Origin of the sequence: Priestia sp. YIM B13552 (assembly GCF_042787775.1) — a bacterium.
Lineage (GTDB): Bacteria > Bacillota > Bacilli > Bacillales > Bacillaceae_H > Priestia > Priestia megaterium_E.
This window is the reverse complement of record NZ_JBHZOU010000001.1, coordinates 761190-786989: the sequence shown is the minus strand read 5'-3', so window position 1 is coordinate 786989 and position 25800 is coordinate 761190. Positions and strand designations below refer to the sequence as shown.

The window sequence follows — 25800 nt, the reverse complement described above, 5'->3', positions numbered from 1 at the left end:
TGAAAAATGAAATATTTACAAATGGAAAAGAAACGGGTACGATATCTGTAGCGACACTTAATAAAAAGGAGCTGACTGACAGTATGATTTTAGTCATCGGAGGAGCAGGCTATATCGGAAGCCACCTAGTAAAAGAATTAGTGAAAACAAATGAAGTTGTGGTACTTGATAATCTATCAACGGGTCATCGCTGGGCAATCGATGAGAAAGCGGTATTCGTAGAAGGAAATCTAGGTAATGAGAAAGATTTAGAAAGCGTATTCACAAATCATAAAATTGATGCTGTCATGCATTTTGCTGCTAATAGTTTAGTAGGGGAGTCAGTAACAGATCCTCTTAAGTATTATCAAAACAACGTAGCTGCCACGTTAACCCTTTTACAAACGATGATGAAGCACAATGTGAAAAAGTTTATTTTTTCATCTACTGCTGCTACATATGGGATTCCTTCTGTAGATATCATCACAGAAGATACGGCAACAAACCCAATTAATCCGTACGGACGTTCAAAGTTAATGATTGAACAGATTTTAGCTGACTTTGCAAATGCTTACGATATGGAATATGTGGTGCTTCGTTACTTCAACGCAGCGGGTGCTTACGAAACAGCGGAAATTGGCGAGTGCCATGATCCTGAAACGCACTTAATTCCAATCATTCTTCAGCACCTTCTTGGTGAGCGTGAAAACATCTCTGTATTCGGCTCAGACTACGATACTGCAGACGGAACGTGCATCCGTGACTACATTCACGTAACGGACCTAGCCAACGCTCACATTTCAGCGCTTCAAGCACTGTTAGACGGCACGAAGAAAACAGCAACGTACAATCTTGGAAACGGCCTTGGCTACTCTGTAAAAGAAGTGATCGAAACGTGTGAAAAAGTAACGGGTAAAAAAGCGAATGTTGTGATGGCAGACCGCCGCGCTGGAGATCCGGCACGCTTGGTCGCATCTTCTGATAAAATTCACGCAGAATTAGGCTGGAAAGCGCAAATTTCATTAGAAAAAATTATCGCATCAGCTTGGAACTGGCACCAAAACAGCGCAAAAGTAACAAATTAATAAAAAGGCCTCTTTTTTCTTTGAAAGAGGCTTTTTTATTACGATTAAACTGATTTATGTTCTAAATAATCATTTTTAAAATCCAGTGTTTTAGCCCACAAACAAGCCTTCTTCTTTTCGGACATTTTGGCTAAACAAGCACGACTTTTATTCTTTTCCATATGATGTAGGTAAATATACCATTCACAACTATCCCCGTTTATAAAATAGTCCGCAAGGAGGTTATGATATGTATTACTGTGTAAGATGCTCCAAATTTCATGACGAACAGGAAAAAGAAAACATCTTTCAAAATGGTTTTTACATTGATCCCTATTTGCTTCAAAAAGTTCATCTGGGCATGTGCGTACACAAATCCCCATCAATCAAACAAATGAGAGCTGTAGAACGATTCGAAACGAAAAAGATGTAGAATTCACATTCATTAATAAGAAGCTAGATCTAATCAGGTCTAGTTTTTTCAGTGAATAACAGCTTTCTTCAGCTATCTTTCATGTAATATTAAGAGAAATTTAAGACAAGCCCGCTATACTAGTTAGTAGACGTATACATAGGATATGGTACGTTAAGAAATTGAAACAGCAGTCCGTTTTATAAACTAGAAAGGATGGCGTCAAATGATTTCTGAAAAACGATCTCTTTTGTTGAAAGAACAAGCAAAGCTTCTCGCATTAAAAGAATATAAAGGTATTGTCAAATCCATATCGCTGAGTAAAATACTCACTCTTCCTATTTATACAGTAGACATCCTTACGTTAAACGGAGAAGAGCACAAAGTAAAAATTAACGCCGAAACCGGCAATGTTTTGAAAGAAAAAACGATTCCTTTAACTAAAAGCCGTGCAAAAGCATATGCATTAAGACAGCATAAAGGTATTATCGAATCGATTGTCCTTGCTAACAAGCAGTACGAAATTGTGATTCTTGGACTTGATGGAAAAACCCACAGCGTGAAGATTGACGCTGAAATTGATGTGCTAGCGCAAGAAGAGCGAAACATTCAGTAAATGGCCTATATTATGTAATCAACCTCACTTTTTTGAAAGTGGGGTTTTCTTTATTGAGAGAAATCATTAATAACGGTAACAATGATAAAAAAAGAAACGATTATTTTTTTAATAGAAAGGGTAAGTGATAGTAAAAAATAACCACTTCCTAATTATGGTTCTTTGATTCGTTCTGCTTATGACTCTCCCATTATAAGTATGATAGTATCGAACATGTATAAAACATAGGTTATAACATAACTAAAAGGGTGTGCGACAATGAAAAAACGTACGAAGACCATTATTGCAGTCATTGCAGGAGCTGCTATTTTAATAGGAGGAATATGGATGATAAACGAAAGCCGATACCCAAACGTCCCTGCTTTTGATGATCACTTTACGCGTGAATTCTTAAACAAAGATAAAAAAGTAGACGATGGTTTTTATGAGTTTAAGTCGAAGACAGGACAGTATACGATGTGGTTTCCGGAGGAGTATCAGTTGTTGCATGAAAATGAGCAACAGTATGTAAGGGATGGAGATTTTTATGAAAGATGGAAAGCTTCATCCGTTAAGAATAAAGAAGAAAATCAGTTGAACTATTTACAAGTAAAGTTATCAGAGAGCAATCCTGATGATGAATCTATTTACGTGGAGAGTTTATTTAAAGATGAGTTTGGAGTAAATAATCCTCAAAAGTGGGAAACAGCTAATACACGTATATACTTTGATACAGGATATCTTTATTTTAAGGGAACAGAAGAACATGTTATCTATGATAAAAATAAACATGCTCCTAATACATATATAGCATACGTAGCAGATAAGAAGTCTAGTAAAGTAATAGAATTATGGTTCGATGACAGCCTAAATAATCAAGTTGGTAGGGAATCTGACAAAAAAGATTGGTTTGTAAAAGTACTGAATAGTATTCATTTTAAAGAGGGAAAGAAGCATGAATGATAAATGCATTTTAGATGATAGTTTAAGAAATAAAATAACTCAACTTGAATATAAAAACTTATCTAATAAAGAAAAAGAAATTAAAGAGATATACAAAAAACATACAGGGAGAGAAATTCCTAATTTTGAAATTTACAGTAGCTCAGAGATGGGGATTGGAAAAAAGTCTGGATTTGACGGAGCTGCTATTCATTTTTATGATAAACAAAGAAATATTAACGAAGTCTATTATATTTTTAGAGGCACTGAGCCGTCTAAGGACTTTGGAGATGTTGTTTATGATGCTTTAGGTGTTGGAGCTGGAAAAAATAATGCACAGATTAACGATGCAGTAAAGATGTATAAAAAAGTAGAGGCAAATTTAAAAGGCTCCAATGTGAAAGTAAAAAGATATGGCGATGGGCATTCTTTGGGAGGCCACCTTATAGTAACATTGAGCTTGATAACGAAGAATTTTACAGGTGTAAGGGGCCTAAATGATGCACCTGTTAATGTAAAGCAACTAGTGGAGCTTGATCAGACCTTTGCAAGGTACGTGGAGCATCAAGTAGGCAGAGAAAATAAAATATCTGCTAAAAGGCTAACAGAACTAGCCAACATCTACTATGAGAGACAAAAAGCTGCTATCAGCCATACTTGGGTGAAAGGTGAACCAATGCATGCACAATCGTTTCCTGGCAGCTGGTATGCAGGTAACAAAGTGACGATGCTTGGAGATTTAGATACAGAAGAAATGATTAACATTGGGAAATATCCTTTTCAGACAGAAGCAAAATGGAACCCAGTGTATATGATAGACCAATTTCGCTATAATCTTGGAGTAAAAACGATACTAGGTGGCTTAGGCTTTGTTAATGGTCATGTGAAACAAGAAACGTTGCTTAACCTGCCAGAAACACGTGATCAATATCTTGAGAGTGTAAAAAGATATCCTTTTCTTCATTTTGGAGAGATTAAAGCAGGTATAGGAGTAGGTGCAGCAGCAATGGTAAATACATTTACTAGCCCTGGAGCAACATTTCAGCTTATTAAAGGAATATCTCAAAGTAAACAAGCAAAACTCCACGGAATTAATTATGTTGTCAAATGCACAGAAGCTAATGCTATGAAGACATATTATCAGGTTTTTGATTCAGGATCTCAGGAAGAAATCTTGCTAGATTATGAACAAATGAAGAAGTTTGTTTATTACTGTGCTAATGCTATTAAAGACAAAGAAGCAAACTTAAATACACTAAAGCAGTATTTACATAGTGAAATTAACGAAGTCTTCGAAGCTAAGAAGAAAAAGTTAAAAATGAAAATATCCAGAGAAGAAGCTTCTCCCCAGTCATTTATGGAAAAGGCAGATAAAGACGGCGCTACTCTCGCATGGTTTGGACAAAAGCGTGTGGCTGAAAAAGTGACGTTTGATAAAACGTTTGACCCGCTAGACGATAGTGTATTTACCCCTGTTGAAGAGATTATTTCTTCTATTCAAGAGGAAGTTACATACTATCAAAAGTTTCTTGAAGCGTTCTTTCAAAATTTCGAGAAGATGATGGAAGCAGACGAATCGGTAGCTTCAGATATTAAAAGCATGAAAGAAGTAGTAGGGGGGATTTAATTGTTTGATTTTGATTTTACACACACAGGAACAACGAGCGGTAAATACACGTTTGAATTTGATGGTGATGACTTCAAAGACGAGCAGGCAAAAAGGATTAAAGAGTTAATCAAGAAGGATCAAGAAGTAAATGAAAAGCTTTGGCATGCTAAAAGCTATTTAGAAAACCAAACGGGTGAGTTTGCGGATGCGGTTAAAAGTAAATTAGAAGCAGCTGAGCGGGGATATACGCTACGAGCTCAGCAGTATGATACTGGAGCATTTCAGCATATTATGAGTTTTATGCATTCTGTTAAAGATATGCATAAGAGAGAGTACGAAATTCGATATAAAGAATCAATGGATGAAAGTGAATTAACATAAGGGATACTGCTATTCCTCAGACAGTGGTCTGAGGGATTTTTATATGTTGAACAATTTACATTAAGTCCCGTTTATTTCAAAAGAGTAATAAAGGGAGTGTAGGACAATGAAAAAACGTACGAAGACCCTTTCCGCAATCATTATAGGAGTTGCTATTTTAATAGAAGGAATATGGCTGATAAACGAAAGCCGCTACCCAAACGTCCCTGCTTTTGATGATCACTTTACGCGTAAATTCTTAAACAAAGATAAAAAAGTGGATGATGGGTTTTATGAGTTTGAGTCCAAGACAGGGCAGTATACGATGTGGTTTCCGGAGGAGTATACATTACTGAGTGAAAATGGTGATTACGCTAAAGATAATAAAGATTTTGAACAATGGGAAGCTGTTCCCTCAAGTGAAACCAAGGCGCATAGAGGAGCTATATATGTCAGGATGGCTAAAGATCACAAGGGAAATTACCAAGATTATCTTGAAAGCTTTTTTAAAGATCATTTAATTTCTGAACAGCCAAAGCTTATTAAAACAGGTAAAACTGAAATTTATTTTTCAAGTGCTCATTTTGAGATAAATGAAAAGAATCAAGTAGTAGAAGATATTAAGCAAAAACCCAATAGCTTTTATGCATATATTATAGATAAAGCTTCTAACAAAGTAATTGAATTTTCTTTTGAAACGAGCGGATTTAAAAATAAACAATTTGAGGAAGAGAAACAGAGAAAATGGTTAATGAAAATCTTAAGAAGTGTTCAATTTTACGGTTAAGTTAGCTATACATCACGAAGCAATTTCGGGTAATAGTATTCGGTAAAAACTATTTAATAAATAGGAAAAGAAGTTTGTTTCAAATAATGAGGAAGGGTGTGCAGCTATGAAACAGCATACAAAGACTATTATCGTAGTAATTACAGGGGCAACTATTTTAATAGGCGGAATATGGATCATAAATGAAAGCCGCTACCCAAATGTTCCAGCTTTTAAGGATCATTTCACTCGTGAGTTTTTGAATAAAGATAAAAAAGTAGACGATGGGTTTTATGAGTTTAAATCAAGGACAGGACAGTATACGATGTGGTTCCCTAAAGGCTATCAGCTTATAAAGGAGAACGGAGAAGATTACGTAATAAACGGTAATTCTTATGAAAGGTGGATAGCCAAAGAGGGGAATAACAAAGCTGGAAATGCTGGGGGAAGTTATATCGAAATGACATTTTCAAACGCAAGAAAGGCTGAAAATGAATCCTTTACTGTAGAAAATATGTTTAAAGAACAGCTAAATATTACTAAGCCTAATGCGTTTGAAACTTCTAGTACAAGAATCTACTATGATTCAGCTTATACATATTTTAAAGGAACACAAGAGGTAAGTATGCATCCTAATAAAGAACATGCTTCAAATACATATATAGCATATGTAGCGGATAAACATTCTAACAATGCAATTGAACTGTGGTTTGATAAAAGTGAAAAAAGCAGAAAGAATGATGAAGTAGTAGAGAAAAAATGGTTCCTAACAATATTAAAAAATATTAAGTTCCCTGAGGGAAATGAGGCTTAATAAAGCTCATGTTAAACGATAATTTAAGAAATAAATCAATTTTAACTTAAATACCAAAACCTATCTAGTAGAAATAAAGAGGATGTGCAGCTATGAAAAAAAGGACGAAGACCATTATTGCATTCCTTGCAGGAACGGTTATTTTAATAGGCGGAATATGGCTAATAAACGAAAGCCGTTATCCAAATGTTCCAGCTTTTGATGAGCATTTCACGCGTAAGTTCTTGAACAAAGATAAAAAAGTAGCCGATGGTTTTTATGAGTTTAAGTCGAAGACTGGACAGTATGCGATGTGGTTTCCAGAGGAGTATCGATTAATACATGAAAATGATGAAGATTATGTCGTAAGTGGAAAAATGTACGAAAGATGGGTAGCAGCTTATACCAAAGAGCATAAAAAGGAACATCAAATTAATTCTATCAGTTTAAAATTTTCAGAAGGAAGAGATCCAGGAGATGAATCTTTTAGCGTAGAAAGTCTTATGAAGAATCGTTTTAATGTAAGTGAACCAAAGGTAATAGAAACTTCTAATACTAGAATTTACTATCAATCTGCTTACATTTATTTTAAAGGGCCCGAGAAGCATGTGATAAATGACAGTAAAGAACATGTCCCAAATACATACGTAGCTTATGTGGCTGATAAGGAATCGACAAAGGTCATTCAATTATCAATGGATCAGGTTGGAGATTTTATAGAAGATAGTAACTTGGAAAAGAATACATGGGTTTTAAATATGTTAAAGAGTATCCATTTTAGAGCAGAAAATAACGGAGATGCCAGAAGATGAAAAAGCATACTAAGACTATCATTGCACTCATTATAGGAGTAACTATTTTAATAGGCGGGGTATGGATAATAAATGAAAGCCGCTATCCAAATGTTCCGGCTTTTAATAATCACTTCACGCGTAAGTTCTTGAACAAAGATAAAAAAGTGGACGACGGGTTTTATGAGTTTGAGTCAAAGACAGGACAGTATACGATGTGGTTTCCAGAGGAGTATCAAATCATACATAAGGATGCTTCGGATTATGTTAAAGATGATACATATTATGAATTTTTGAAAGCCTCTAATAATAGCCGCGATGGATATAAAGGATATATTAATATTGAGCTGTCTGAGAAAAAAACTAATAAAGAAAAGATATATGTAGAGGGCTTATTTAAAAACCGTTTTTATATTAATGATCCTCAAAAATTACAGACAGATACAACAAGAATTTATTACGATAGCGCGTATATCTATTTTAAAGGCACAGATAAAAGAGTAATTACGGATTTTAATAAACGTACCCCAAGTACATATGCTGGCTATATTGCGGACAAAAACTCTGAGCGGGTAATTGAATTTTATTTTGATAGTACAGAACACCTTTCTGAAAAATCAGCAGAAGAACGTGAGGAATGGATTATAAAGATATTAAAGAGTATTACCTTTAAAACAGAATAAAAACAAGGTCTACTCATTCTGTTTTAAACAATAGCTGAAGAAAATTTCTTAATTTTAAAGTTTGTACGAGCAAGGGCAATAAAGGATGTGTGGAATGATGAAAAAACGTAAAAAGACTATTATTGCAGCAATCGTAGGGTCATCTATTCTAATAGGTGGAATATGGCTGATAAACGAAGAACGTTGCCCCAATGCCCCAGCTTTTGATGACCGCTTTACACGTAAGTTCTTGAATAAAGATAAAAAAGTAGACCACGGGTTTTATGAGTTTGAGTCAAAGACCGGGCAGTATACGATGTGGTTTCCAGAGGAGTATCAGCTGTTGCATGAAAATGAACAGCAGTATGTTAAAGAAGGAAAGTTATATGAGCGTTATAGAGCTGTATCTAATAGCAATGAATTAGAATATATGACAGTTGAATTTTCAAACAAAATAAAAAAAAATGAATCTATTTACGTTGAACGACTGTTTCAAGAGCAATTTAATTCAAATAAACCTTATAAAATAGAAACTAGAAATGTAAGTATTTATTATGATAAGGCCTATACTTATTTTAAAGGTACTCATAAGCAAGTAAATAGAAAAAAAGAGGGCTACGTACCTAATGAATATGTAGCCTATATAGCAGATAAACATTCTAATTCAGTTATTAAATTTTATTTTGATAACGTAAAAGCAGAATTAAACGAGAGGCAAGGAAGAGAGCAAGATAAGAGGATTATGAAAATCTTAAAAAGTGTTCAATTTGATGATTTTAAAGATACTAGAAATTAAAATCTTTTTTTGTGGAATAAGAGCGAATCAAAAAAATATATACTATCCAATTTATAATAAGTCCCGTTTATTTCAAAAGAATGAAGGGAGGGTATAACGATGAAAAAGCGTATAAAACTCATTACTGCAGTTATTGCAGGAACAGCTATTTTACTAGGAGCCATATGGCTGATAAACGAAAGCAGCTACCCAAACGTCCAAGCTTTTGATGATCACTTTACACGTAAGTTCTTGAACAAAGATAAAAAAGTGAACGACGGGTTTTATGAGTTTAAGTCAAAGACAGGGCAGTATACGATGTGGTTTCCAGAAGAGTATCAAGTTTTACATAAAAAGAGAGAGGATTATGCTGTAAATAATGATTCTTACGAGAGCTGGTGGGCTGTTTACAATGAAAAAGTTGAAGGTAAAACACAAGCGAATTATATAAAAACTGAGTTTTTAAGCAGTAATCCTGCAGATGAGAGTATTCACGTTGAGGCTTTATTTAAAAGAAGATTTGGATTAAGTGTTCCTAATAAGATTGAAAACTCACAGACGAGGATTTACTACCAATCAGCTTATATTTATTTCAAAGGAACAGAAAAGCGTGTAATAGTAGATAAGAAGAAACATATTCCTAATACATACTTGGCATATGTAGCAGATAAGCGTTCTAATAAAATATTACAGATTTCCTTCGATAGCAGCGATAAATATAAAAGCGGTGATGAAGAAAAAAAGCAAGAATGGTTTTTAAAAATGCTGAAAAATATTCGTTTTAATGAGGGCAAATAGTAGAGAATTTATAGAGAGGAAGAGGTAACAAGTTAGATGAAGAAAGTTATAGGATTTGCTTAGCTGTAGGTGCAATATTTTTTGTAATGTCTTGAATGGGCTGTTATCCTTGGTTTTCCAACTAGCATCTATTTATCAACATGAGCAATTTGTCTATGATTACAAACTAACGATAACAGGTTATTGTGCTAAGTATCTGGTAAACGTAAATTTCACATATTAGATGCTTCTAGCGGTTTATTGGAGGGAAAGGCGAAGACTCCTGCGGGAAAAGCGGAACAGGTGAGACCCCGCAGGAGCGTAAGCGACGAGGAGGCTCAGCGGCCGCCCGCGGAAAGCGAAGCCATGCACGGAAATCAACCGCGGTGTCACAAGCAGTCCAGCTCCTTTATCCAATTTGCTCATCTTTAGATAGGGTTGAGTTACTTATGTCTCAATCTCTTTTTTGAAACATCCTTTACAGCCTATCTATCAAAAGCATAAAATTCTCTAAAACACTTCTTTGTTGCTATCATAAGCCTCCAGCAAGTCTCAAAATACCTAAATCGCCTAATGGAATATCTTCCTTTTAATGGACAATTATCTGTTTTTAGGATATATTTTTATAAGTTTAAGTTGTGGAAGAAATAGTATATTGAAAATGAAAGGTGATTAAACGAAAGAATGGATGCTCATGTTTTAAAGGAACTGACGTATGAAGACTTTCAGTTTGTATATCAGCCTATTTATGCATTGAATTCGTGGGAGACGCTGGGTTTTGAGGCTTTGCTGCGCACGGCTTTCGCAAAAGGGCAAATTGAAGAGTTGTTTTCACTGGCAAGACGCCATAATTATTTGTACAAGCTTGATACGATGGCAATTGAAGGAGCGATCAAGCACTTTCCGTTTGATGTGTTGAAATCAGAGGATGTATTTATCAATGTGTTTCCATCTACTCTTCTCCATCCGCGTTTTCAATTGTTTTTAACGTATCTGTTAAACACCTATAAAAACGCGAAGCATCGCATTGTATGGGAGTTAAATGAAACGCTTCATGAAAAGATTTTATGGGAATCGCCTGCTCTTTTTGCTCGAGTAATGAGTTTGAAAGAGGCCGGTTTCAAAATTGCGATTGATGATTTTGGAGCAGGGGCTGCAGCGATGAGACAAGTGAGCATGTACGAGCCTCACTATATGAAGCTGGATCGAAGCTATGCTGAAGGGCTAGCCGACTGCAAGCAAAAGAAAGATCTGATTGATTTGCTTGTTAACTATTATCCGCATACGAATCTCATTTTAGAAGGCGTTGAACGAGATAAAGATTTAGCCGCAGCGATTTCGTTAAACCTACATGCTGCTCAAGGCTATTTGCTGGGCACGCCGCAGTTGATCTCTTCCTACTTAACTTATAATAAGTACCGCAGTTTATTCAGACGAGAAAGGCTGCTGAACTCTTAAACCATACACTTCACTAAATAGATAATTTATCGTAATATGAGAACGGGTAATTAGACTTATATGCAACGCAGATGTCTTGAATTTTTATAAAATTATGTGATTTTGTGCGATTGTTAAAATATTTTAAGGGGTAAAGAAGACGCGTTGGTTTGGGAGAATGAGTGAATTGCATATCAAAACAAGACGTTTAGTGAAATTCCAAAGGCAGATGGAGGATATTTAGTATGTATAGTGAAGGGGTATTCCAATTTTATTTTATGAATATGCCGCAGCCTGTTATTTTAATTCAGCAAGAAAAACATCAGCTATATTATAAAGAATGTAACAAAGCAGCTCAGCAATTCTTTGACAAAATGGAAGACAAGATAATCAATAAAGAAGAAAATCTGCTTTTTTACACACTTTGTGAAAAAGCTATTGCCATGAAAGAACCGATTCAATATCAATACATACAGCTTTTTCAGCCCGACCGGCATGCATATGAAGTAACATTTACCCCTCTTTTTAATCAAGCGACAACCCCTTCACATGTCCTTGTCATGGCTCAAGAAATTCATTATAAAAAAACGCAGGAAGAGAGCACGCGTTTACTCGATGCGTTTCTAGAAAACACGGTAGACGCCATTCTAATTGCTGATTGTGATGAGAAGGTCTTAACAGTCAATGGTGCATTTGAAAAGCTATTTCAGTGGAGAAAAGAAGAAGTTATAGGAAAAAGCCGTCAAGAGATGAACATCGTGTCAAAGAAAGAGGAAAAAGAAAACCTTAAATTAATAGCAGAATTAAAAAATGGCAAGACGCTGCCTCCTTATGAAACAGTCAGGTACACAAAAAGCGGCGAAAGCGTGTGTGTATCTGTGAGCTGTTCACCGATTTATGACTATCAAAATCAACTGGTCGCCTATTCGGTGATTTACCGAGATATCACAGCTATTAAAAGATTAGAATTGGAGCTCATAAAAAGTAAGCAGTGGTACAAATCGCTATTTACCAACCACCACCACGCGGTTTGTATGCTGAATTTGGATGGCACGATTTTAAATATCAACAGCGCATTCTTAGAAACGCTGCAGCTTTCTGCAAGCGATGTGCTGCATCAAAATTACCGAGATATTGCTAAAAGACTGGGAGCCTGTAATTACAAGTCTTGGAATGTATATGAAGAAATTAGCTATAGTACAGAACTAACATTCCGCAGAAGCCAACATTCTATACAACATGTGTATATTACAACGATTCCTGTTAAAGTAAATAATCAAACGGTTGGCGCCTATGCAATCTTACACGATATTACGCCTCAAAAAGAAGCAGAAGAACAGCTGGCTTATACGCTGAAAGAACTTGAAAATATAAAATATGCGCTTGATGAATCAGCTAGCGTTATGATTATAAATGCAAGTGGAATTATTACCTATGTAAATGATATGTATGTACAGTATTCAGGTTATGAAAAAGAAGATTTAGTAGGGATGTATTATCGAGATGCAGAGCTTCATCATGACCACCATGAGCTGCTTGAAGCAATAAAAAACGGAAAAGTATGGCGAGGGCAGCTTGAAATGGAGACGAAGCATCATCAGTCATACTGGGTATCGAAAACAATTGTGCCGTTAAAAGATATAGACGGAAATATTACTCATTATGTATCCATTCATAATGATATTACTGAACAAAAAGCGCTAGAAAATAAACTTCATTTTGAAGCCACTCACGATAGTTTAACAGGTCTTCCCAACCGGGCGATGCTATTAAAAGAGTTAAACAAAGTAATTGAAAATGGGCAGCGGAAAAGCGATGAGTTTTTTGCGCTTTTGTTTCTCGACTGTGATAATTTTAAGCAGATTAACGATGAATATGGCCATCATATAGGCGACGAATTTCTAAAAGCATACACGAAGAGATTAAAAAGCTGTGTACGGAAAGGCGATCGCATCTATCGGTTGGGCGGAGACGAGTTTATCATTATTTTAAACGTCACAAATGGACGGGAAATTGAACAAATTGCTGGGCGAATTCACGTATCTCTTCAGCAAAGCTGGAATGTACGGGGCTATTGTTTGCGCACAACAACTACCATCGGGGTGTCTATTTATCCAGAGGACGGGGAATCGGCTGCTTTATTATTAAAAAATGCAGATGATGCGTTATACAAAGGAAAAAGAGAAGGGAAAAATAATTATATCCTCTATCAAACGTAAAAAAAGCCTCGCTGGAGGCTTTTTTATTTTATCCATGTTTTTGCCCACTTACTGACGGGCCCTAGGATCATACCAAGCTCTGATCCTTTTTTGGTTAAGATATATTCAATGCGAACGGGACGTTCAGGAATAACGTGCCGGATCACAATTCCTTCTTCTTCCAGCTCTTTCATTCGTTCGGTTAACATTCGTTTACTTAAAGAAGGAATGCTGCTGTGAATTTCACTAAAGCGTTTAGGACCGCTCATCAGAACATAAATAATTAGTCCGTTCCATCTTTTTCCGATTATATCAAATGTTTTCCATACTTTTGGACATAACTCATCAAAATCATTCATTCATGCCACCTACTTTATCGTATATAGGATATTAAAAGTAACCACTATAATGTTATTATATACTAACATTTGGATAATGAAAAGGCTATCTTTTTTTATTTTCAAAACTTTCAGTAGCTTGGAAACGCTGTATTGTAAAGTATTTAAAAAAAGTCACAAAATCGACATATTATTGTTGACGTATCAATAAAAAAGGTCTAAGATTGGTTACATAAAGTTACCTAGTTAAATAAAAGGTACTTTAAATTTACAATTACATCAAGAGTTTGAGAAAGAAGGTTAGTATCAAATGGATATCCTTTTGGCTATTCTTCCTGCGATTTTCTGGGGAAGTATTGTCCTGTTCAACGTTAAATTGGGCGGAGGTCCTTACAGTCAAACGCTTGGGACTACAATTGGTGCGCTGATCTTTTCAGCCGTTATTTACTTCGTAGTTCATCCCGTATTGACGCCGCTTATTTTTATTGTCGGAATCGTTTCAGGATTATTTTGGGCAGTTGGGCAAAGTAATCAGTTGAAAACGATTGATTATATTGGTGTTTCAAAAACCATGCCAATTTCAACTGGTATGCAGCTTGTGACGACATCATTGTTTGGTGTTATCGTATTTCACGAGTGGTCAACAACAACAACCGTTATTTTAGGCGTGTTAGCTCTTATCTTTATTGTTATTGGTATTGTGTTAACATCACTAGAAAGCGAAAAAAATGCAGAGCAATCTGGACAATTCAAAAAAGGGATTATTACCCTTATTATTTCAACAATTGGATACTTAGTGTATGTAGTTGTCGCTCGTTTATTTAATGTAGACGGATGGTCGGCGCTATTCCCACAAGCTATTGGTATGTTAATTGGTGGACTTATACTTACTTATAAACACAAACCGTTTAATAAATACGCAATTCGCAACATTATTCCAGGGCTGATTTGGGCAGCTGGTAATATGTTCTTATTTATTTCTCAACCTAAAGTAGGGGTTGCAACAAGCTTCTCATTATCACAAATGGGAATTGTTATTTCAACGCTTGGCGGTATCTTCTTATTAGGAGAAAAGAAAACAAAGCGTCAGCTTATTTCAATTACGATTGGTATTGTGCTCATCATTTTAGGTGGCGTATTCCTCGGAATGGCTAAAAGTTAACGTTTACGTAAAAGTTAATAATAGTATGTATGAATAAATGAAAACACTAGGAGGATTTTATTATGTATACAGATTTAAAAGATAAAGTAGTTGTAATTACAGGTGGATCAACAGGTTTAGGACGTGCAATGGCTGTTCGTTTCGGTCAAGAAGAAGCAAAAGTTGTTATTAACTATTACAACAATGAAGAAGAAGCTTTAGATGCGAAAAAAGAAGTAGAAGAAGCAGGCGGACAAGCAATCATCGTTCAAGGCGACGTAACAAAAGAAGAAGACGTTGTAAATCTTGTTCAAACAGCTATCAAAGAATTTGGTACATTAGACGTTATGATTAATAACGCTGGTGTTGAAAACCCAGTTCCTTCTCATGAGCTATCTCTAGATAACTGGAACAAAGTTATTGATACAAACTTAACAGGCGCATTCTTAGGAAGCCGTGAAGCGATTAAATATTTCGTTGAAAACGACATTAAAGGAAATGTTATCAACATGTCTAGCGTTCACGAAATGATTCCTTGGCCATTATTTGTTCACTATGCAGCAAGTAAAGGCGGTATGAAACTAATGACGGAAACATTGGCTCTTGAATATGCGCCAAAAGGTATCCGCGTAAATAACATTGGACCAGGTGCGATGAACACACCAATTAACGCAGAGAAATTTGCAGATCCAGAACAACGTGCAGATGTAGAAAGCATGATTCCAATGGGTTACATCGGTAAACCAGAAGAAGTAGCAGCAGTTGCAGCATTCTTAGCATCATCACAAGCAAGCTATGTAACAGGTATTACATTATTTGCTGATGGTGGTATGACGAAATATCCTTCTTTCCAAGCAGGAAGAGGCTAATATAGTTTAGAATCGATGTAGAAAAAAAGACATGGCAAAATCGGCCATGTCTTTTTTTCTATACCTAAGCGAATGCCACCCCCCTTGCGGGGTTGGTGGCATTCGCCTAGGTAAAACCTTTTAAGAACTTTTTAAAACCTTTTTGAGAAGAGTAAAGGGAGCTTTTTGATCCCTTATAAGTTTGTTATATTAGCCAGCCATTTTTTTATCAGACGATGGCTGGTTTTTGTCTTTTAGTTTGCTGAAGATAAAGGCTAGAACTGAGCCTGAAATGTTGTGCCAGACGCTGAAGATGGCGCTTGGGACAGCGGCTAGCGGCGAAAAGTGAGTGGAAGCGATAGTGACGCCGAGCCCTGAGTTTTGCATGCCAACTTCCATTGCCACTGCTTTTTGTTTAGCTAGATCCATTCCGCATAAGCGGGCAAAGAAGAAGCCGATTGTGAAACCAAGAATGTTGTGAAGAACAACTACGGCAAAAATGATACCGCCTGTTTTAGCAAGCTGTGCTTGGCTTCCTGCCACAACGGCAGATACGATCAAGACAATCGCGACTACTGAAACAAGGGGAAGAGCTTTGGAACTTGCTTCTGCAGCTTTTCCAAAAAACTTTTTGATCGTAAATCCAAGAGCAAGCGGAATGATGACAACTTGTATAATGGAAATAATAAGAGACATGATATCAATATCGACCCACTTGCTTGCAAATAATAAAATGAGAAGCGGTGTAACAATCGGTGCTAAAATGGTTGAAACAGAAGCGATAGCAACTGCGAGCGCAACGTTTCCTCGAGCCAAAAAGACCATTACGTTTGATGATGTGCCGCTTGGACAGCAGCCTACTAAAATAACGCCCACTGCTATTTCTTTTGGTAAATCTAAGCCAATCGCCAAACCGAATGCAAGAAGCGGCATAATGATAAAATGTCCCACCACGCCTAGTGCTACTTCTTTCGGTCTTCGAAATACTTCGCTGAAATCAGACGCTGACAGCGTTAATCCCATTCCAAACATGACAATTCCTAAGAGCGGAACGATGTACTTTCCAATCCATACAAAGTGCTCTGGGAATGAGTAGGCAATAACGGAAATTAAAATAACCCAAAGCGTAAACGTTTTTCCTGCAAATGTACTGATTTTCTCTATTGTTTTCATCTGTACGATACCTCCTGCGAACTATAAGAAGAAATTATACTATTTATTCAGAAAAATGAAAACAGTATTTTTGTAAAATAGTACAGAATATTTTATCTTTTGGAGATTATTTCAGTTTAAATGCAAGCATTCCTTCATTGAATACACGGAATATGTGGTAATATAAAGAAGTTAGTTTTAGAAAGTCGGAGGAGTTTAGTCATGAAATTTATCTATATTTTGTCTGTCCTTCCGTTCGTAGGCATATTAGGTTTTCTCCCTTTTGTTAATCGAGTCACTCCGTTTGTTCTCGGTATGCCGTTCAATATGTTTTGGATGGTGATATGGGTGGTGCTTACGTCCATTATTTTAGGGGTTATGTATAAGCTTGATCCCAGAAATCGGGAAGGGGAAGAAGAATGAATAGTGCACTTATTATTATTTTACTATTTTTAGTGGCAGCTATTTTTCTTGGCATACGATCAACCAAAGGCAAGGATATGAACTTGGAGCAGTGGACGGTAGGCGGACGCGGTTTCGGGGCGGTTTTAGTGTTTGTGCTGATGGCCGGAGAAATTTATACAACGTTTTCGTTTCTAGGCGGAAGCGGATGGGCTTATGGAAAAGGAGCTCCTGCACTTTATGTGTTAATTTATATTAGCTTATCATATGTCTTATCATACTGGCTTCTTCCTGTTATTTGGAAGTATGCAAGAGATCATAAGCTCGTCTCGCAGCCTGATTTTTTTGTAAGCAAATATAAAAGCCCTTACCTTGGTGTGCTTGTAGCTGCTGTAGGAGTGATTGCTGTCATTCCTGTTATTGTTGTGCAGTTAAAAGGATTGGGGATTATTGTATCACAAGCATCATACGGCGCCATTTCAATGCCGGCAGCCATTTGGATGGGAGCTATCAGTTTAACGCTGTATGTTATGATATCCGGTATCCACGGTTCTGCATGGACGGCCGTTATTAAAGACATTATGATGCTTGCTGTGATTGGATTTTTAGGCATTTATTTACCTTTTCATTATTACGGAGGATACGGTCCGATGTTTGAAGCGGTGAATACAGCGAAGCCAGGGTTTTTAAAGTTTCCTGAGCAAGGATTGAGCGTCTCGTGGTTTATTTCGACCGTTATTTTACTAGTACTTGGTTTTTATATGTGGCCGCAGGTGTTTAGTTCAAGCTATACAGCGAAAAATGCAAAGGTATTTCGTAAAAATGCAATCATTAGTCCTCTTTATACGCTGATGCTGCTCTTTGTATTTTTTGTTGGATTTGCAGCTATTTTAAAAGTTCCTGGTTTAAGCGGAGGAGACGTGGATCTTGCGCTATTACGGATCTCAATCCAAACTTTTGATCCTTGGTTTATTGGAATTATAGGAGGAGCGGGTTTGCTGACAGCGCTTGTGCCGGGGTCGATGCTGTTAATGAGTGCGTCAACGCTGCTGGCTAAAAACATATACAAACCGTTTGCGCCTCAAGCAAGCGAAGCGCGTATTGCTCGTTTAGCCAAAAGCTTTGTACCGGTTGTGGCTCTCATTTCTGTTTACTTTACCCTAAACGGAGGAACGACGCTGTCAACGATTATTTTAATGGGCTATAGTCTAATGACACAGCTGTTTCCATCTCTGCTTTTCAGCTTGAAGAAAAATAACTTTGTAACGAAACAAGGAGCAGCGTGGGGGATTGTTGCTGGAATTATTGTAGTGGCCTATATTACAATCAGCGGATCTACTATTGGTACGTTGTTCCCGTCACTGCCTCAGCAAATGAAAGATATCAACGTCGGATTTATTGCGCTGCTTATCAACTTTATCGTAATGTGGGGAGTCAGTATGCTCACAAAGCAAAACGAGGCTGGGACAAAAGTATGTTAGACGAAGTGAAAAACGAACCATTGATCAACACGTTTGATTAGTGGTTCGTTTTTTTGTTAGGGTCAACGTTAGATCCTTCTAGCAGTTGATTGGAGGGCAAGACGAAGACTCCTGCGGGAAAAGCGGAACAGGTGAGACCCCACAGGAGCGCAAGCGACGAGGAGGCTCAGCGGCCGCCCGCGGAAAGCGAAGTCTTACACGGAAATCAACTGCGGTGTCACAGGCAGTTCAGCTCATGTATCAGCCTAGTTTTTTCTAATCAAACAGCAAAGAGCCAAAGGAACTGGATCATCCTTTGGCTCTTTATGTGGCTTTTAACCAATAATTTGTAAAATTTCCTACATCAACTGATTTACGCTAAAGCGGGAACTCGGTCGTTATAGTAAATAACTTCCGATAGGATCTTACACCCTTTAATCTCCTGAAACGTCTTTTTTGCCTCTACCTCTGATTCAAATTCAAACATAGTCGGACTTTGGTTTTTCGAGTAAACGGTAATGATCCACATTGTAAAATAAGCTCCCCCTGTAAAATAATAGTTTTCCTTTTTAGTGTAGCTATCAGGTGATGTAATAATAATTGAATAGTTGTGATACAGCCTCACATTTTAAAAGGTACTTCTACTATACAACAAAAATTACAAAATAAAACAAGAAAATCTAAAAAACTACAGAGAATAATGAAAGAGAATAAATAACCGTTTATATATGGGCTATATTTATAAATGGAAGTAGGGATGTAAAAAAATATAGAGAAGAGCGATTGTCTTTTAGATTGCTAAACTATATACTTATGTTCAAAAAGTGCAGGAAGTGAACGATGAAAGTTGATACGGTAGTAAAAAAAGATGTTTTACTCATTCTGGTAATGATAGTCGTTGTGCCGCTAGCAGGAGAGCTTAAATATTATCCTTTTCATGATACGTATAGAGTTAGCTTTGCTGTGCCCATTTTTTTCTTTTCACTGCTGCTTTTAAGAAAGGTATCTCCTGTAATACCAGGTATTTTAGTTGCGAGTGCTATAGTGGGCTTTCGGATGTACCTTGACTGGTATAACTACGAATCATTTGATTTTCTGCATTCTTTGCAGATCAGGTGTTCAGCGGGGATTTATTATCTCGTTTATGCCATTTCTTTTTCGTGGTTTAAAATTAACGATTTTCATTCAAAGCCTTGGATTATTGGCATATGGAGCATCATTATCGAAACGGTTTCAGGCGGGATGGAATTGCTTTGTATGTATGTGATGGTTCACCATCATATTGTGTTTCCAGAGTTCATGCAAATTTTTATTGTAGGCGTCTTTCGAAGTTTCTTTGTTTTATGCCTGTTTAGCATGATCAAACTTTACGAAGGGCAGCTGAGAGAACGACAAATCTCTCAAAAAAATGATCAGCTGCTTGTTGTGCTTTCAAATTTATATGAGGAATCCATTCATTTGAAAAAAACGCTGCAGGACGCTGAAAGAATTACGAAAAAGTCGTATGATTTGTATGAAGAATTACACGAAGCGGATATAAATCAGCTTACTTCACTGCACGATTTTAGCCAAAAAGCATTACAAATTGCAGGAGAAGTACATGATATTAAAAAAGACAACCAGCGGATATCAGCAGGACTGTCCAAGGTCATTACAAAAGAAGAATTTTCTGAGTATATGGAAATCGAAAGTCTGCTTCAAATCGTCATGCGCAGCAACGAAAAATATGCGGCGATGTTAGCAAAAGATATTCATTTTTCATATTCGATTTTAGGAGAGCATCCTCGCTATCACGTGTACTTGTTTTTATCATTAATTAATAACCTAGTAACGAATGCGGTCGAAGCGATTGAAGAAGAAGGCGCGATTATTATCGATGTATGTCGAGAAGAAGACCGCATTTTATTGTATGTAAGAGATAGCGGTCCCGGAGTGAAAAAAAGGCATGAACGTCTCATTTTCAAAGCGGGATTCACATCCAAATATGCAAAGGACGGAACGCCTTCTACGGGTCTTGGGCTTGTCTACGTTAAGCAAATGACCGAGCAGCTGGGAGGGAATATTCAATTTGTTAATCTGTCTCCAAGCCCCGGTGTTCAATTTGCTATAGATTTACCTATTTCTACGTTAATGGGGGATAAGGACTAATATGCGATTTTATATCATAGATGATGACGAAGTCTTTCGTTCAATGTTAGCCGAAATTATTGAAGATAATGATCTAGGGGAGGTTATAGGAGAAGGAGAAGACGGGATCGTGTTAAATGATCAAGTTTCTTTATTGCAGCAGATCGATATTTTATTTATTGATTTATTAATGCCGATTCAAGATGGAATCGAAACCGTGCGCAAAATAAAGGATAGTTTTAAAGGGAAAATTATTATGATGTCACAGGTAGAAACGAAAGATTTGATTGGAAAAGCCTACTCGCTTGGCATTGAATACTATATCACGAAGCCGCTTAATCGTATGGAAGTGCTCATGGTCATTCAAAAAGTAATTGAACGAATTCATGTTCAACAATCAATGGAGAAAATTCAAGAATCGTTAAATACCGTACTTAATATAGGAAATCAGCAAAAAACGCCTTCTTTTGGTAAAAAAGAAAGCGATCCGGCAGAAGCGTGCAGGTTTCTTTTAAGAGAACTTGGGATTTTAGGAGAAAGCGGAAGCAAAGATTTGATTGAAATCATCAATTACTTGCATCAAACGGAAAAAAGCACGATGTATGAACAGCATTTTCCTTCTCTCAAAGAGATTTTTGAGAAAATTACCGTGAGAAAGCTTGGTTCATCTTTTTCAGAAGACGTGCTGCAAAAAGAAATGAAAGCAGCTGAGCAGCGAGTAAGAAGAGCTATTTATCAGTCTTTAAATCATTTGACTTCTCTTGGTATGGTTGACTTCTTTAATCCTAAATTTGAAAATTACGCTTCTAAGTTTTTCGATTTTTCAATGGTGCATCAGCGCATGAGAGATATAGAAAAAGGGACGGGAAAAAGCAGCACTCCGAGTCGTATAAACGTAAAAAAATTTATTCAAATGCTCTATTATGAAGTCAAACAAACGCTGTAGTAAAAAAACTACAGCGTTTTCATTTTGTAATTTTCTAAAAACTTTTTGTTAGTTTCAGTAGGTTTTTGTTAGATTTTGTGATGCCTATGATAATGTAATCTTATGAATAAAAGAACTACTTAATAAACAGTTCTTAATGGAATTGTATCTGTTGAATACATTAAGTGCAAATAAACAGCTTTGAGCTGTTAGAAAAAAGAAGGAAGGTGCAAAGATATGTTCAAAAAGCTTGGATTAGCAGGACAAATTCTAATTGGTTTGATTGCAGGTATTATTGTAGGGGCTATTTTTTACGGAAATCCTAAAGCAGTTGAAGTGCTCCAGCCAATTGGAGACGTATTCATTCATTTAATTAAAATGATCGTGGTGCCGATTGTTATATCTAGTATCATTGTGGGCGTTGCAGGTGTTGGTGATATTAAGAAGCTTGGTAAATTAGGCGGAAAAACAATTCTTTACTTTGAAATCATTACAACGGTTGCCATTGTTGTAGGCTTATTAGCAGCTAACTTGCTTCACCCTGGTACTGGTGTGGACCGCAGCGGTCTTGAAAAATCAGATATCAGCAGCTACACATCAACGGCAGAAGCTACAGAGCAAAAAGGATTTGTAGAAACATTTGTTCACATCGTTCCAACGAATGTATTTGAGTCAATTGCTGCAGGCGACATGCTGCCAATTATTTTCTTCTCGGTCCTATTTGGACTTGGAATTGCATCAATCGGTGAAAAAGGCAAGCCGGTTTTAAGATTCTTTGAAGGCACGGCAGAAGCGATGTTTTGGGTAACGAATTTAGTTATGAAGTTTGCACCGTTTGGCGTATTTGCATTAATCGGTGTAACCGTATCAAAATTTGGACTAGCGTCTCTGATTCCGCTTAGTAAGCTTGTAATTGTTGCTTACGGCACAATGATTTTCTTTGTGTTAGTTGTGCTAGGACTTGTAGCTAAATGGGCTGGCGTTAACATCTTCCACTTATTAAAAGTGCTAAAAGATGAATTGCTGTTAGCATTTTCAACTGCAAGTTCAGAAACAGTATTGCCGCGTATTATTGCGAAAATGGAAAAGTTCGGATGTCCTAAAGCAATTACATCTTTTGTTATTCCGACGGGATATTCGTTTAACTTAGACGGATCTACTCTTTATCAAGCGCTTGCTGCGATTTTTATCGCGCAAATGTACGGTATTGATATGAGCATCACACAGCAAATTTCACTGATATTAATTTTAATGGTTACATCTAAAGGAATTGCAGGAGTTCCAGGCGTATCGTTTGTTGTACTGCTTGCAACGCTTGGATCTGTAGGACTTCCGGTAGAAGGGCTTGCTTTTATCGCTGGAATCGACCGTTTGTTAGATATGGGACGTACAGCGGTAAACGTAATTGGAAACTCACTTGGTGCGATTGTCATTTCGAAGTGGGAAGGTCAATTTAACGATAAAGACAAGGAAGCTTACATTAACGAAGTAACAAAAAAAGTATCGTAACAACAAAGAGTCTGGGACAAAAGCATTGTAGTTGAAGAAAGATCCGAACGATTATTCGTTCGGATCTTTTTTATATTGATGTAGATTTTATCTGTGCAGTTGCTTCTAGTTGTTGATTGGAGAACAAGGCGAAGACTCCTGTGGAAAGCTAAATCTTGTATGGAAATCAACGGCAGTGCAACAAGCTATCCATACCAGCTCATTTATCCAACTTATTCGGCTTTAGATGGGATTTATTTCGTTATGTCTCAATCTTTTTTCGTTTGAATTTGCTTTGGGAAATTGGGAATAGTAACTAAAGATGAAAAACAAATGATTGATACAAGGAGGTCTCAACATGGGAAGAGCAAATAATCACAAATCATCACATAACAACAAAGGGTCACTGCCTCAAACACCAAAAGAGTTAAAAATTGCTCCGGATCAAGCAAATGAAGAATTTTCACGCGAGTTAGCGCAGCATCATGATGCTAAAGCAAAACAGGACTTAATTTTGAAACAACAAAAAGAAAAGTAAAAGAAAAAGAGTCTGGACAAAAGTGTTTTAATTGAAGGGAAATCCGAACGATGAATGGAGATTCTTGATGGAGAATCCAACTCGTTCGGATTTTTTATTGGCAGAGTGAACGAAGGTTTCATTTCTATAGTTGCTTCTAGCTTGTGATTGGAGGGCAAGACGAAGACTCCTGCGGGAAAAGCGGAACAGGTGAGACCCCCCAGGAGCGTAAGTGACGAGGAGGCTCACCGGCCGCCCGCGGAAAGCGAAGTCTTGCACGAAAATCAACTGCCGCGTAACAAGCGATTCATACTAGCTCGTTTATTCGTCTGTAGATTCGATTGACTTAGGTATGTTTCAATCTCTTTTATACATATCTAAAGATAAAAATACCTCAGTAACCATTTTGTAACATTATTTAATCATAGCGTAATAGTTTTTGAGGCTTTTTTCATTATAATTAAACCGAACATATTGAAAAATAAGTTCTATAGAAACGTAACGTTCGGTTACATAATGGAGGAGAAAAATGAAAAAAGCCATCATTGGGTCTATAGCGGCAGCGGCAGTCTTATTTAGCGGAGCCAGTCCGTTTATTGCACCTGCTCAAACAGTAGAAGCAGCGTCATATTCATACAAAGACACGGCTATCGCTACTGGTAAAAAATTAATGGGTGTTCCTTATAAATGGGGAGGTACAACAACAAAAGGTTTTGACTGCTCAGGATTTATTCAATACATTTTTAAAAAGGCTGGAAAAACACTTCCGCGCACAACGGAACAAATGTATCGAGTAGGGACAAGCGTTTCAAAAGCAAAGCTTCAAAAAGGAGATTTAGTTTTCTTTCAAACGTATAAAAAAGGTCCTTCACATGTAGGCGTGTACTTAGGAAATAATCAGTTTCTTCAGGCTTCTACGTCTAAAGGCGTGACGATTACATCTCTTAGCAACAGCTACTGGAAAGCACGTTATATCGGTGCAAAACGGATTTAACTATCCGTCATTTTTTTGGAAAACAACACTACATTATGTAGTGTTGTTTTTGTTTGCATATACATAACATATTGCCAACATTATTTTTAACGTTTTATACAAAAAAATCCATATTCTATGAGATAATAACGTTAACACATTTTGTACTTTAACATAAGGAATATCCCACTCTATTCGAAAGTTTGGTGAGCGAAGATGAAGCGCTTAGTATGGAGTTATGGAATAGGTATTGTTGCAATAGTAGCAGTACTCTCATTTTTCTTTATGATGAAAGGTCAAACAGAGAAAGCTGTCGTTAGCGGAAATGTACCAAAAGCTCATGCGCAGGGAGAAAGAGTGAAGCAGCCCATCTCACAGTTTCAAGCAGTACAGCCTCATGAAGCAGATAATGAAGTGAAAAATGTAAAAAACAACATGCCTGAAAAAGCGGATCCTCCTCCTTTTTTAGTCTACATTGACCCTGGTCATCAATCTCAGGCTAACCTAGAGAAAGAGCCAATCGGACCGGGATCAGCAGAAACGAAAATAAAGGTTTCCGGAGGCACATCAGGCGTAGTGACCAAGAAGCCGGAATACAAGCTGACGTTGGAAGCCTCTATAATATTAAAACAGCTGCTCGAAGAAAAAGGCATAACCGTAAAGCTTACTCGGAGTGCTGATAATGTAGATATCAGCAACCGGGAACGAGCGGAGCTTGCGAACAATTCAAAAGCTGATCTGCACGTACGTATACATGCAGATGGTTCTGAAAATGCTTCTGTAAAAGGATTTTCTGTGCTTACTCCTGCAGAAGATAATTCCTATACAAAGTCTATTTATCAAAGCAGTCTGCAGGCATCTCAAGCTATACTCACAGAGGTGAAAAAAGATCAGTTTGTCGAAGCAGACGGCATTCGCTATCGCAGTGATCTTTCAGGATTTAACTGGTCGACTGTACCTGTAACGCTAGTTGAACTGGGATATATGACGAATCCAGAAGAAGACCGGAACCTGTCTGATCAGGCTTACCTTACAAAGCTGATGAATCATATTGCAGATGGTGTAGCGGCATATGAAGAAATGAAAAAATAAAAGGTGAAAAGACCTATAAAAGCGTGTGACTAAATCAATTGATTTATGTCACACGTTTTTTTTGTCGTTCATATGATATAAAGAAGCGTTTTTTCGACAAAAAAATGGACGAGCAGAAAAGAAAACTAGGTAAAATGCTTTAATTTTTATAAAACTGTGTCGATATAACGAGTGATA

28 protein-coding genes are annotated in these 25800 nt (G+C 36.9%); 26 read left to right on the top strand and 2 right to left on the bottom strand.

Annotated elements, in window-relative coordinates:
- Positions 1 to 83: 83 nt before the first annotated feature.
- From galE to ACFX40_RS03800, 15 genes are all read left to right on the top strand, one after another.
- Entirely contained in the window at positions 84 to 1064 is a 981-nt protein-coding gene (galE, locus tag ACFX40_RS03870) for a UDP-glucose 4-epimerase GalE (RefSeq protein WP_074678814.1), read from the top strand.
- A gap of 229 nt (positions 1065 to 1293) precedes the next feature.
- Positions 1294 to 1476 carry a DUF3973 domain-containing protein gene (locus ACFX40_RS03865; protein WP_013055747.1) on the top strand — a complete coding sequence of 61 codons (183 nt, stop codon included), beginning with the start codon at positions 1294 to 1296 and terminating at the stop codon, positions 1474 to 1476.
- A gap of 205 nt (positions 1477 to 1681) precedes the next feature.
- A complete protein-coding gene (locus tag ACFX40_RS03860; protein WP_217599536.1) occupies positions 1682 to 2071 on the top strand; it encodes a PepSY domain-containing protein in 390 nt (129 codons plus the stop codon).
- Between the two features lie 258 nt (positions 2072 to 2329).
- Positions 2330 to 3013 (top strand): hypothetical protein, encoded by a 684-nt coding sequence (locus ACFX40_RS03855; protein ID WP_121944530.1) that lies wholly within the window; start codon positions 2330 to 2332, stop codon positions 3011 to 3013.
- Positions 3006 to 4619, top strand: coding sequence for a DUF6792 domain-containing protein (locus ACFX40_RS03850; protein ID WP_263034519.1), 1614 nt, complete (start codon positions 3006 to 3008; stop codon positions 4617 to 4619). The genes ACFX40_RS03855 and ACFX40_RS03850 overlap by 8 nt, the downstream gene beginning before the upstream one ends.
- Positions 4620 to 4982, top strand: a complete 363-nt coding sequence (locus ACFX40_RS03845; RefSeq protein ID WP_071276514.1) for a hypothetical protein — start codon at positions 4620 to 4622, stop codon at positions 4980 to 4982.
- A 106-nt stretch (positions 4983 to 5088) separates the two neighbouring features.
- Complete coding sequence (locus ACFX40_RS03840) at positions 5089 to 5748, top strand: hypothetical protein (protein WP_377254231.1); 660 nt, start codon at positions 5089 to 5091, stop codon at positions 5746 to 5748.
- 106 nt (positions 5749 to 5854) lie between these two features.
- The gene (locus ACFX40_RS03835) at positions 5855 to 6541 is read left to right on the top strand and encodes a hypothetical protein (protein WP_121944534.1); all 687 of its coding nucleotides are present in this window, start codon (positions 5855 to 5857) and stop codon (positions 6539 to 6541) included.
- A gap of 92 nt (positions 6542 to 6633) precedes the next feature.
- Positions 6634 to 7332 carry a hypothetical protein gene (locus ACFX40_RS03830; RefSeq protein WP_377254228.1) on the top strand — a complete coding sequence of 233 codons (699 nt, stop codon included), beginning with the start codon at positions 6634 to 6636 and terminating at the stop codon, positions 7330 to 7332.
- Positions 7329 to 7994 (top strand): hypothetical protein, encoded by a 666-nt coding sequence (locus tag ACFX40_RS03825; protein ID WP_034269895.1) that lies wholly within the window; start codon positions 7329 to 7331, stop codon positions 7992 to 7994. Before ACFX40_RS03830 ends, ACFX40_RS03825 begins: the two co-directional genes overlap by 4 nt.
- Positions 7995 to 8088: 94 nt before the next feature.
- The gene (locus ACFX40_RS03820) at positions 8089 to 8769 is read left to right on the top strand and encodes a hypothetical protein (protein WP_377254225.1); all 681 of its coding nucleotides are present in this window, start codon (positions 8089 to 8091) and stop codon (positions 8767 to 8769) included.
- Positions 8770 to 8868: 99 nt separating this feature from the next.
- Positions 8869 to 9546: a hypothetical protein gene (locus tag ACFX40_RS03815; protein WP_377254222.1), complete on the top strand. Its 678-nt coding sequence runs from the start codon at positions 8869 to 8871 to the stop codon at positions 9544 to 9546.
- A 239-nt stretch (positions 9547 to 9785) separates the two neighbouring features.
- A complete protein-coding gene (locus tag ACFX40_RS03810; protein WP_263034701.1) occupies positions 9786 to 9995 on the top strand; it encodes a hypothetical protein in 210 nt (69 codons plus the stop codon).
- A gap of 214 nt (positions 9996 to 10209) precedes the next feature.
- Positions 10210 to 10983 (top strand): EAL domain-containing protein, encoded by a 774-nt coding sequence (locus tag ACFX40_RS03805; RefSeq protein WP_377254219.1) that lies wholly within the window; start codon positions 10210 to 10212, stop codon positions 10981 to 10983.
- Between the two features lie 224 nt (positions 10984 to 11207).
- On the top strand, positions 11208 to 13181 hold the full coding sequence (locus ACFX40_RS03800; RefSeq protein ID WP_377254216.1) for a PAS domain S-box protein: 1974 nt from the start codon (positions 11208 to 11210) through the stop codon (positions 13179 to 13181).
- Between the two features lie 23 nt (positions 13182 to 13204).
- On the opposite strand, the gene ACFX40_RS03795 is transcribed toward ACFX40_RS03800, so the two are convergent.
- Positions 13205 to 13519, bottom strand: a complete 315-nt coding sequence (locus ACFX40_RS03795) for a winged helix-turn-helix transcriptional regulator (protein WP_028407725.1) — start codon at positions 13517 to 13519, stop codon at positions 13205 to 13207.
- 289 nt (positions 13520 to 13808) lie between these two features.
- Between ACFX40_RS03795 and ACFX40_RS03790 the strand changes: the two genes are divergently transcribed.
- Complete coding sequence (locus tag ACFX40_RS03790; RefSeq protein WP_025749619.1) at positions 13809 to 14660, top strand: RhaT/GlcU family sugar-proton symporter; 852 nt, start codon at positions 13809 to 13811, stop codon at positions 14658 to 14660.
- Between the two features lie 62 nt (positions 14661 to 14722).
- Positions 14723 to 15508: a glucose 1-dehydrogenase gene (gdh, locus tag ACFX40_RS03785; protein WP_025749618.1), complete on the top strand. Its 786-nt coding sequence runs from the start codon at positions 14723 to 14725 to the stop codon at positions 15506 to 15508.
- Between the two features lie 189 nt (positions 15509 to 15697).
- On the opposite strand, the gene ACFX40_RS03780 is transcribed toward gdh, so the two are convergent.
- Complete coding sequence (locus tag ACFX40_RS03780) at positions 15698 to 16660, bottom strand: bile acid:sodium symporter family protein (protein WP_013082056.1); 963 nt, start codon at positions 16658 to 16660, stop codon at positions 15698 to 15700.
- Between the two features lie 201 nt (positions 16661 to 16861).
- Here ACFX40_RS03780 and ACFX40_RS03775 point away from each other — a divergent pair, with 201 nt between their 5' ends.
- The 9 genes from ACFX40_RS03775 to ACFX40_RS03735 all read left to right on the top strand — a co-directional run bounded on the left by ACFX40_RS03775 (position 16862) and on the right by ACFX40_RS03735 (position 25623).
- Positions 16862 to 17062, top strand: coding sequence for a DUF3311 domain-containing protein (locus ACFX40_RS03775; protein WP_013055761.1), 201 nt, complete (start codon positions 16862 to 16864; stop codon positions 17060 to 17062).
- Entirely contained in the window at positions 17059 to 18522 is a 1464-nt protein-coding gene (locus ACFX40_RS03770; protein WP_075421387.1) for a sodium:solute symporter family protein, read from the top strand. Before ACFX40_RS03775 ends, ACFX40_RS03770 begins: the two co-directional genes overlap by 4 nt.
- A gap of 85 nt (positions 18523 to 18607) precedes the next feature.
- Positions 18608 to 18781 (top strand): hypothetical protein, encoded by a 174-nt coding sequence (locus ACFX40_RS03765; RefSeq protein ID WP_169305226.1) that lies wholly within the window; start codon positions 18608 to 18610, stop codon positions 18779 to 18781.
- A 560-nt stretch (positions 18782 to 19341) separates the two neighbouring features.
- Complete coding sequence (locus ACFX40_RS03760) at positions 19342 to 20649, top strand: sensor histidine kinase (protein WP_330533537.1); 1308 nt, start codon at positions 19342 to 19344, stop codon at positions 20647 to 20649.
- A gap of 1 nt (position 20650) precedes the next feature.
- Complete coding sequence (locus tag ACFX40_RS03755; protein ID WP_028407729.1) at positions 20651 to 21574, top strand: response regulator; 924 nt, start codon at positions 20651 to 20653, stop codon at positions 21572 to 21574.
- A gap of 216 nt (positions 21575 to 21790) precedes the next feature.
- Positions 21791 to 23062 carry a cation:dicarboxylate symporter family transporter gene (locus ACFX40_RS03750; RefSeq protein WP_028407730.1) on the top strand — a complete coding sequence of 424 codons (1272 nt, stop codon included), beginning with the start codon at positions 21791 to 21793 and terminating at the stop codon, positions 23060 to 23062.
- Between the two features lie 337 nt (positions 23063 to 23399).
- Positions 23400 to 23579 carry a YfhD family protein gene (locus ACFX40_RS03745; protein WP_013055768.1) on the top strand — a complete coding sequence of 60 codons (180 nt, stop codon included), beginning with the start codon at positions 23400 to 23402 and terminating at the stop codon, positions 23577 to 23579.
- Between the two features lie 508 nt (positions 23580 to 24087).
- The gene (locus ACFX40_RS03740) at positions 24088 to 24552 is read left to right on the top strand and encodes a C40 family peptidase (protein WP_060746550.1); all 465 of its coding nucleotides are present in this window, start codon (positions 24088 to 24090) and stop codon (positions 24550 to 24552) included.
- A 195-nt stretch (positions 24553 to 24747) separates the two neighbouring features.
- On the top strand, positions 24748 to 25623 hold the full coding sequence (locus tag ACFX40_RS03735) for an N-acetylmuramoyl-L-alanine amidase family protein (protein WP_377237458.1): 876 nt from the start codon (positions 24748 to 24750) through the stop codon (positions 25621 to 25623).
- Positions 25624 to 25800 lie beyond the last annotated feature (177 nt).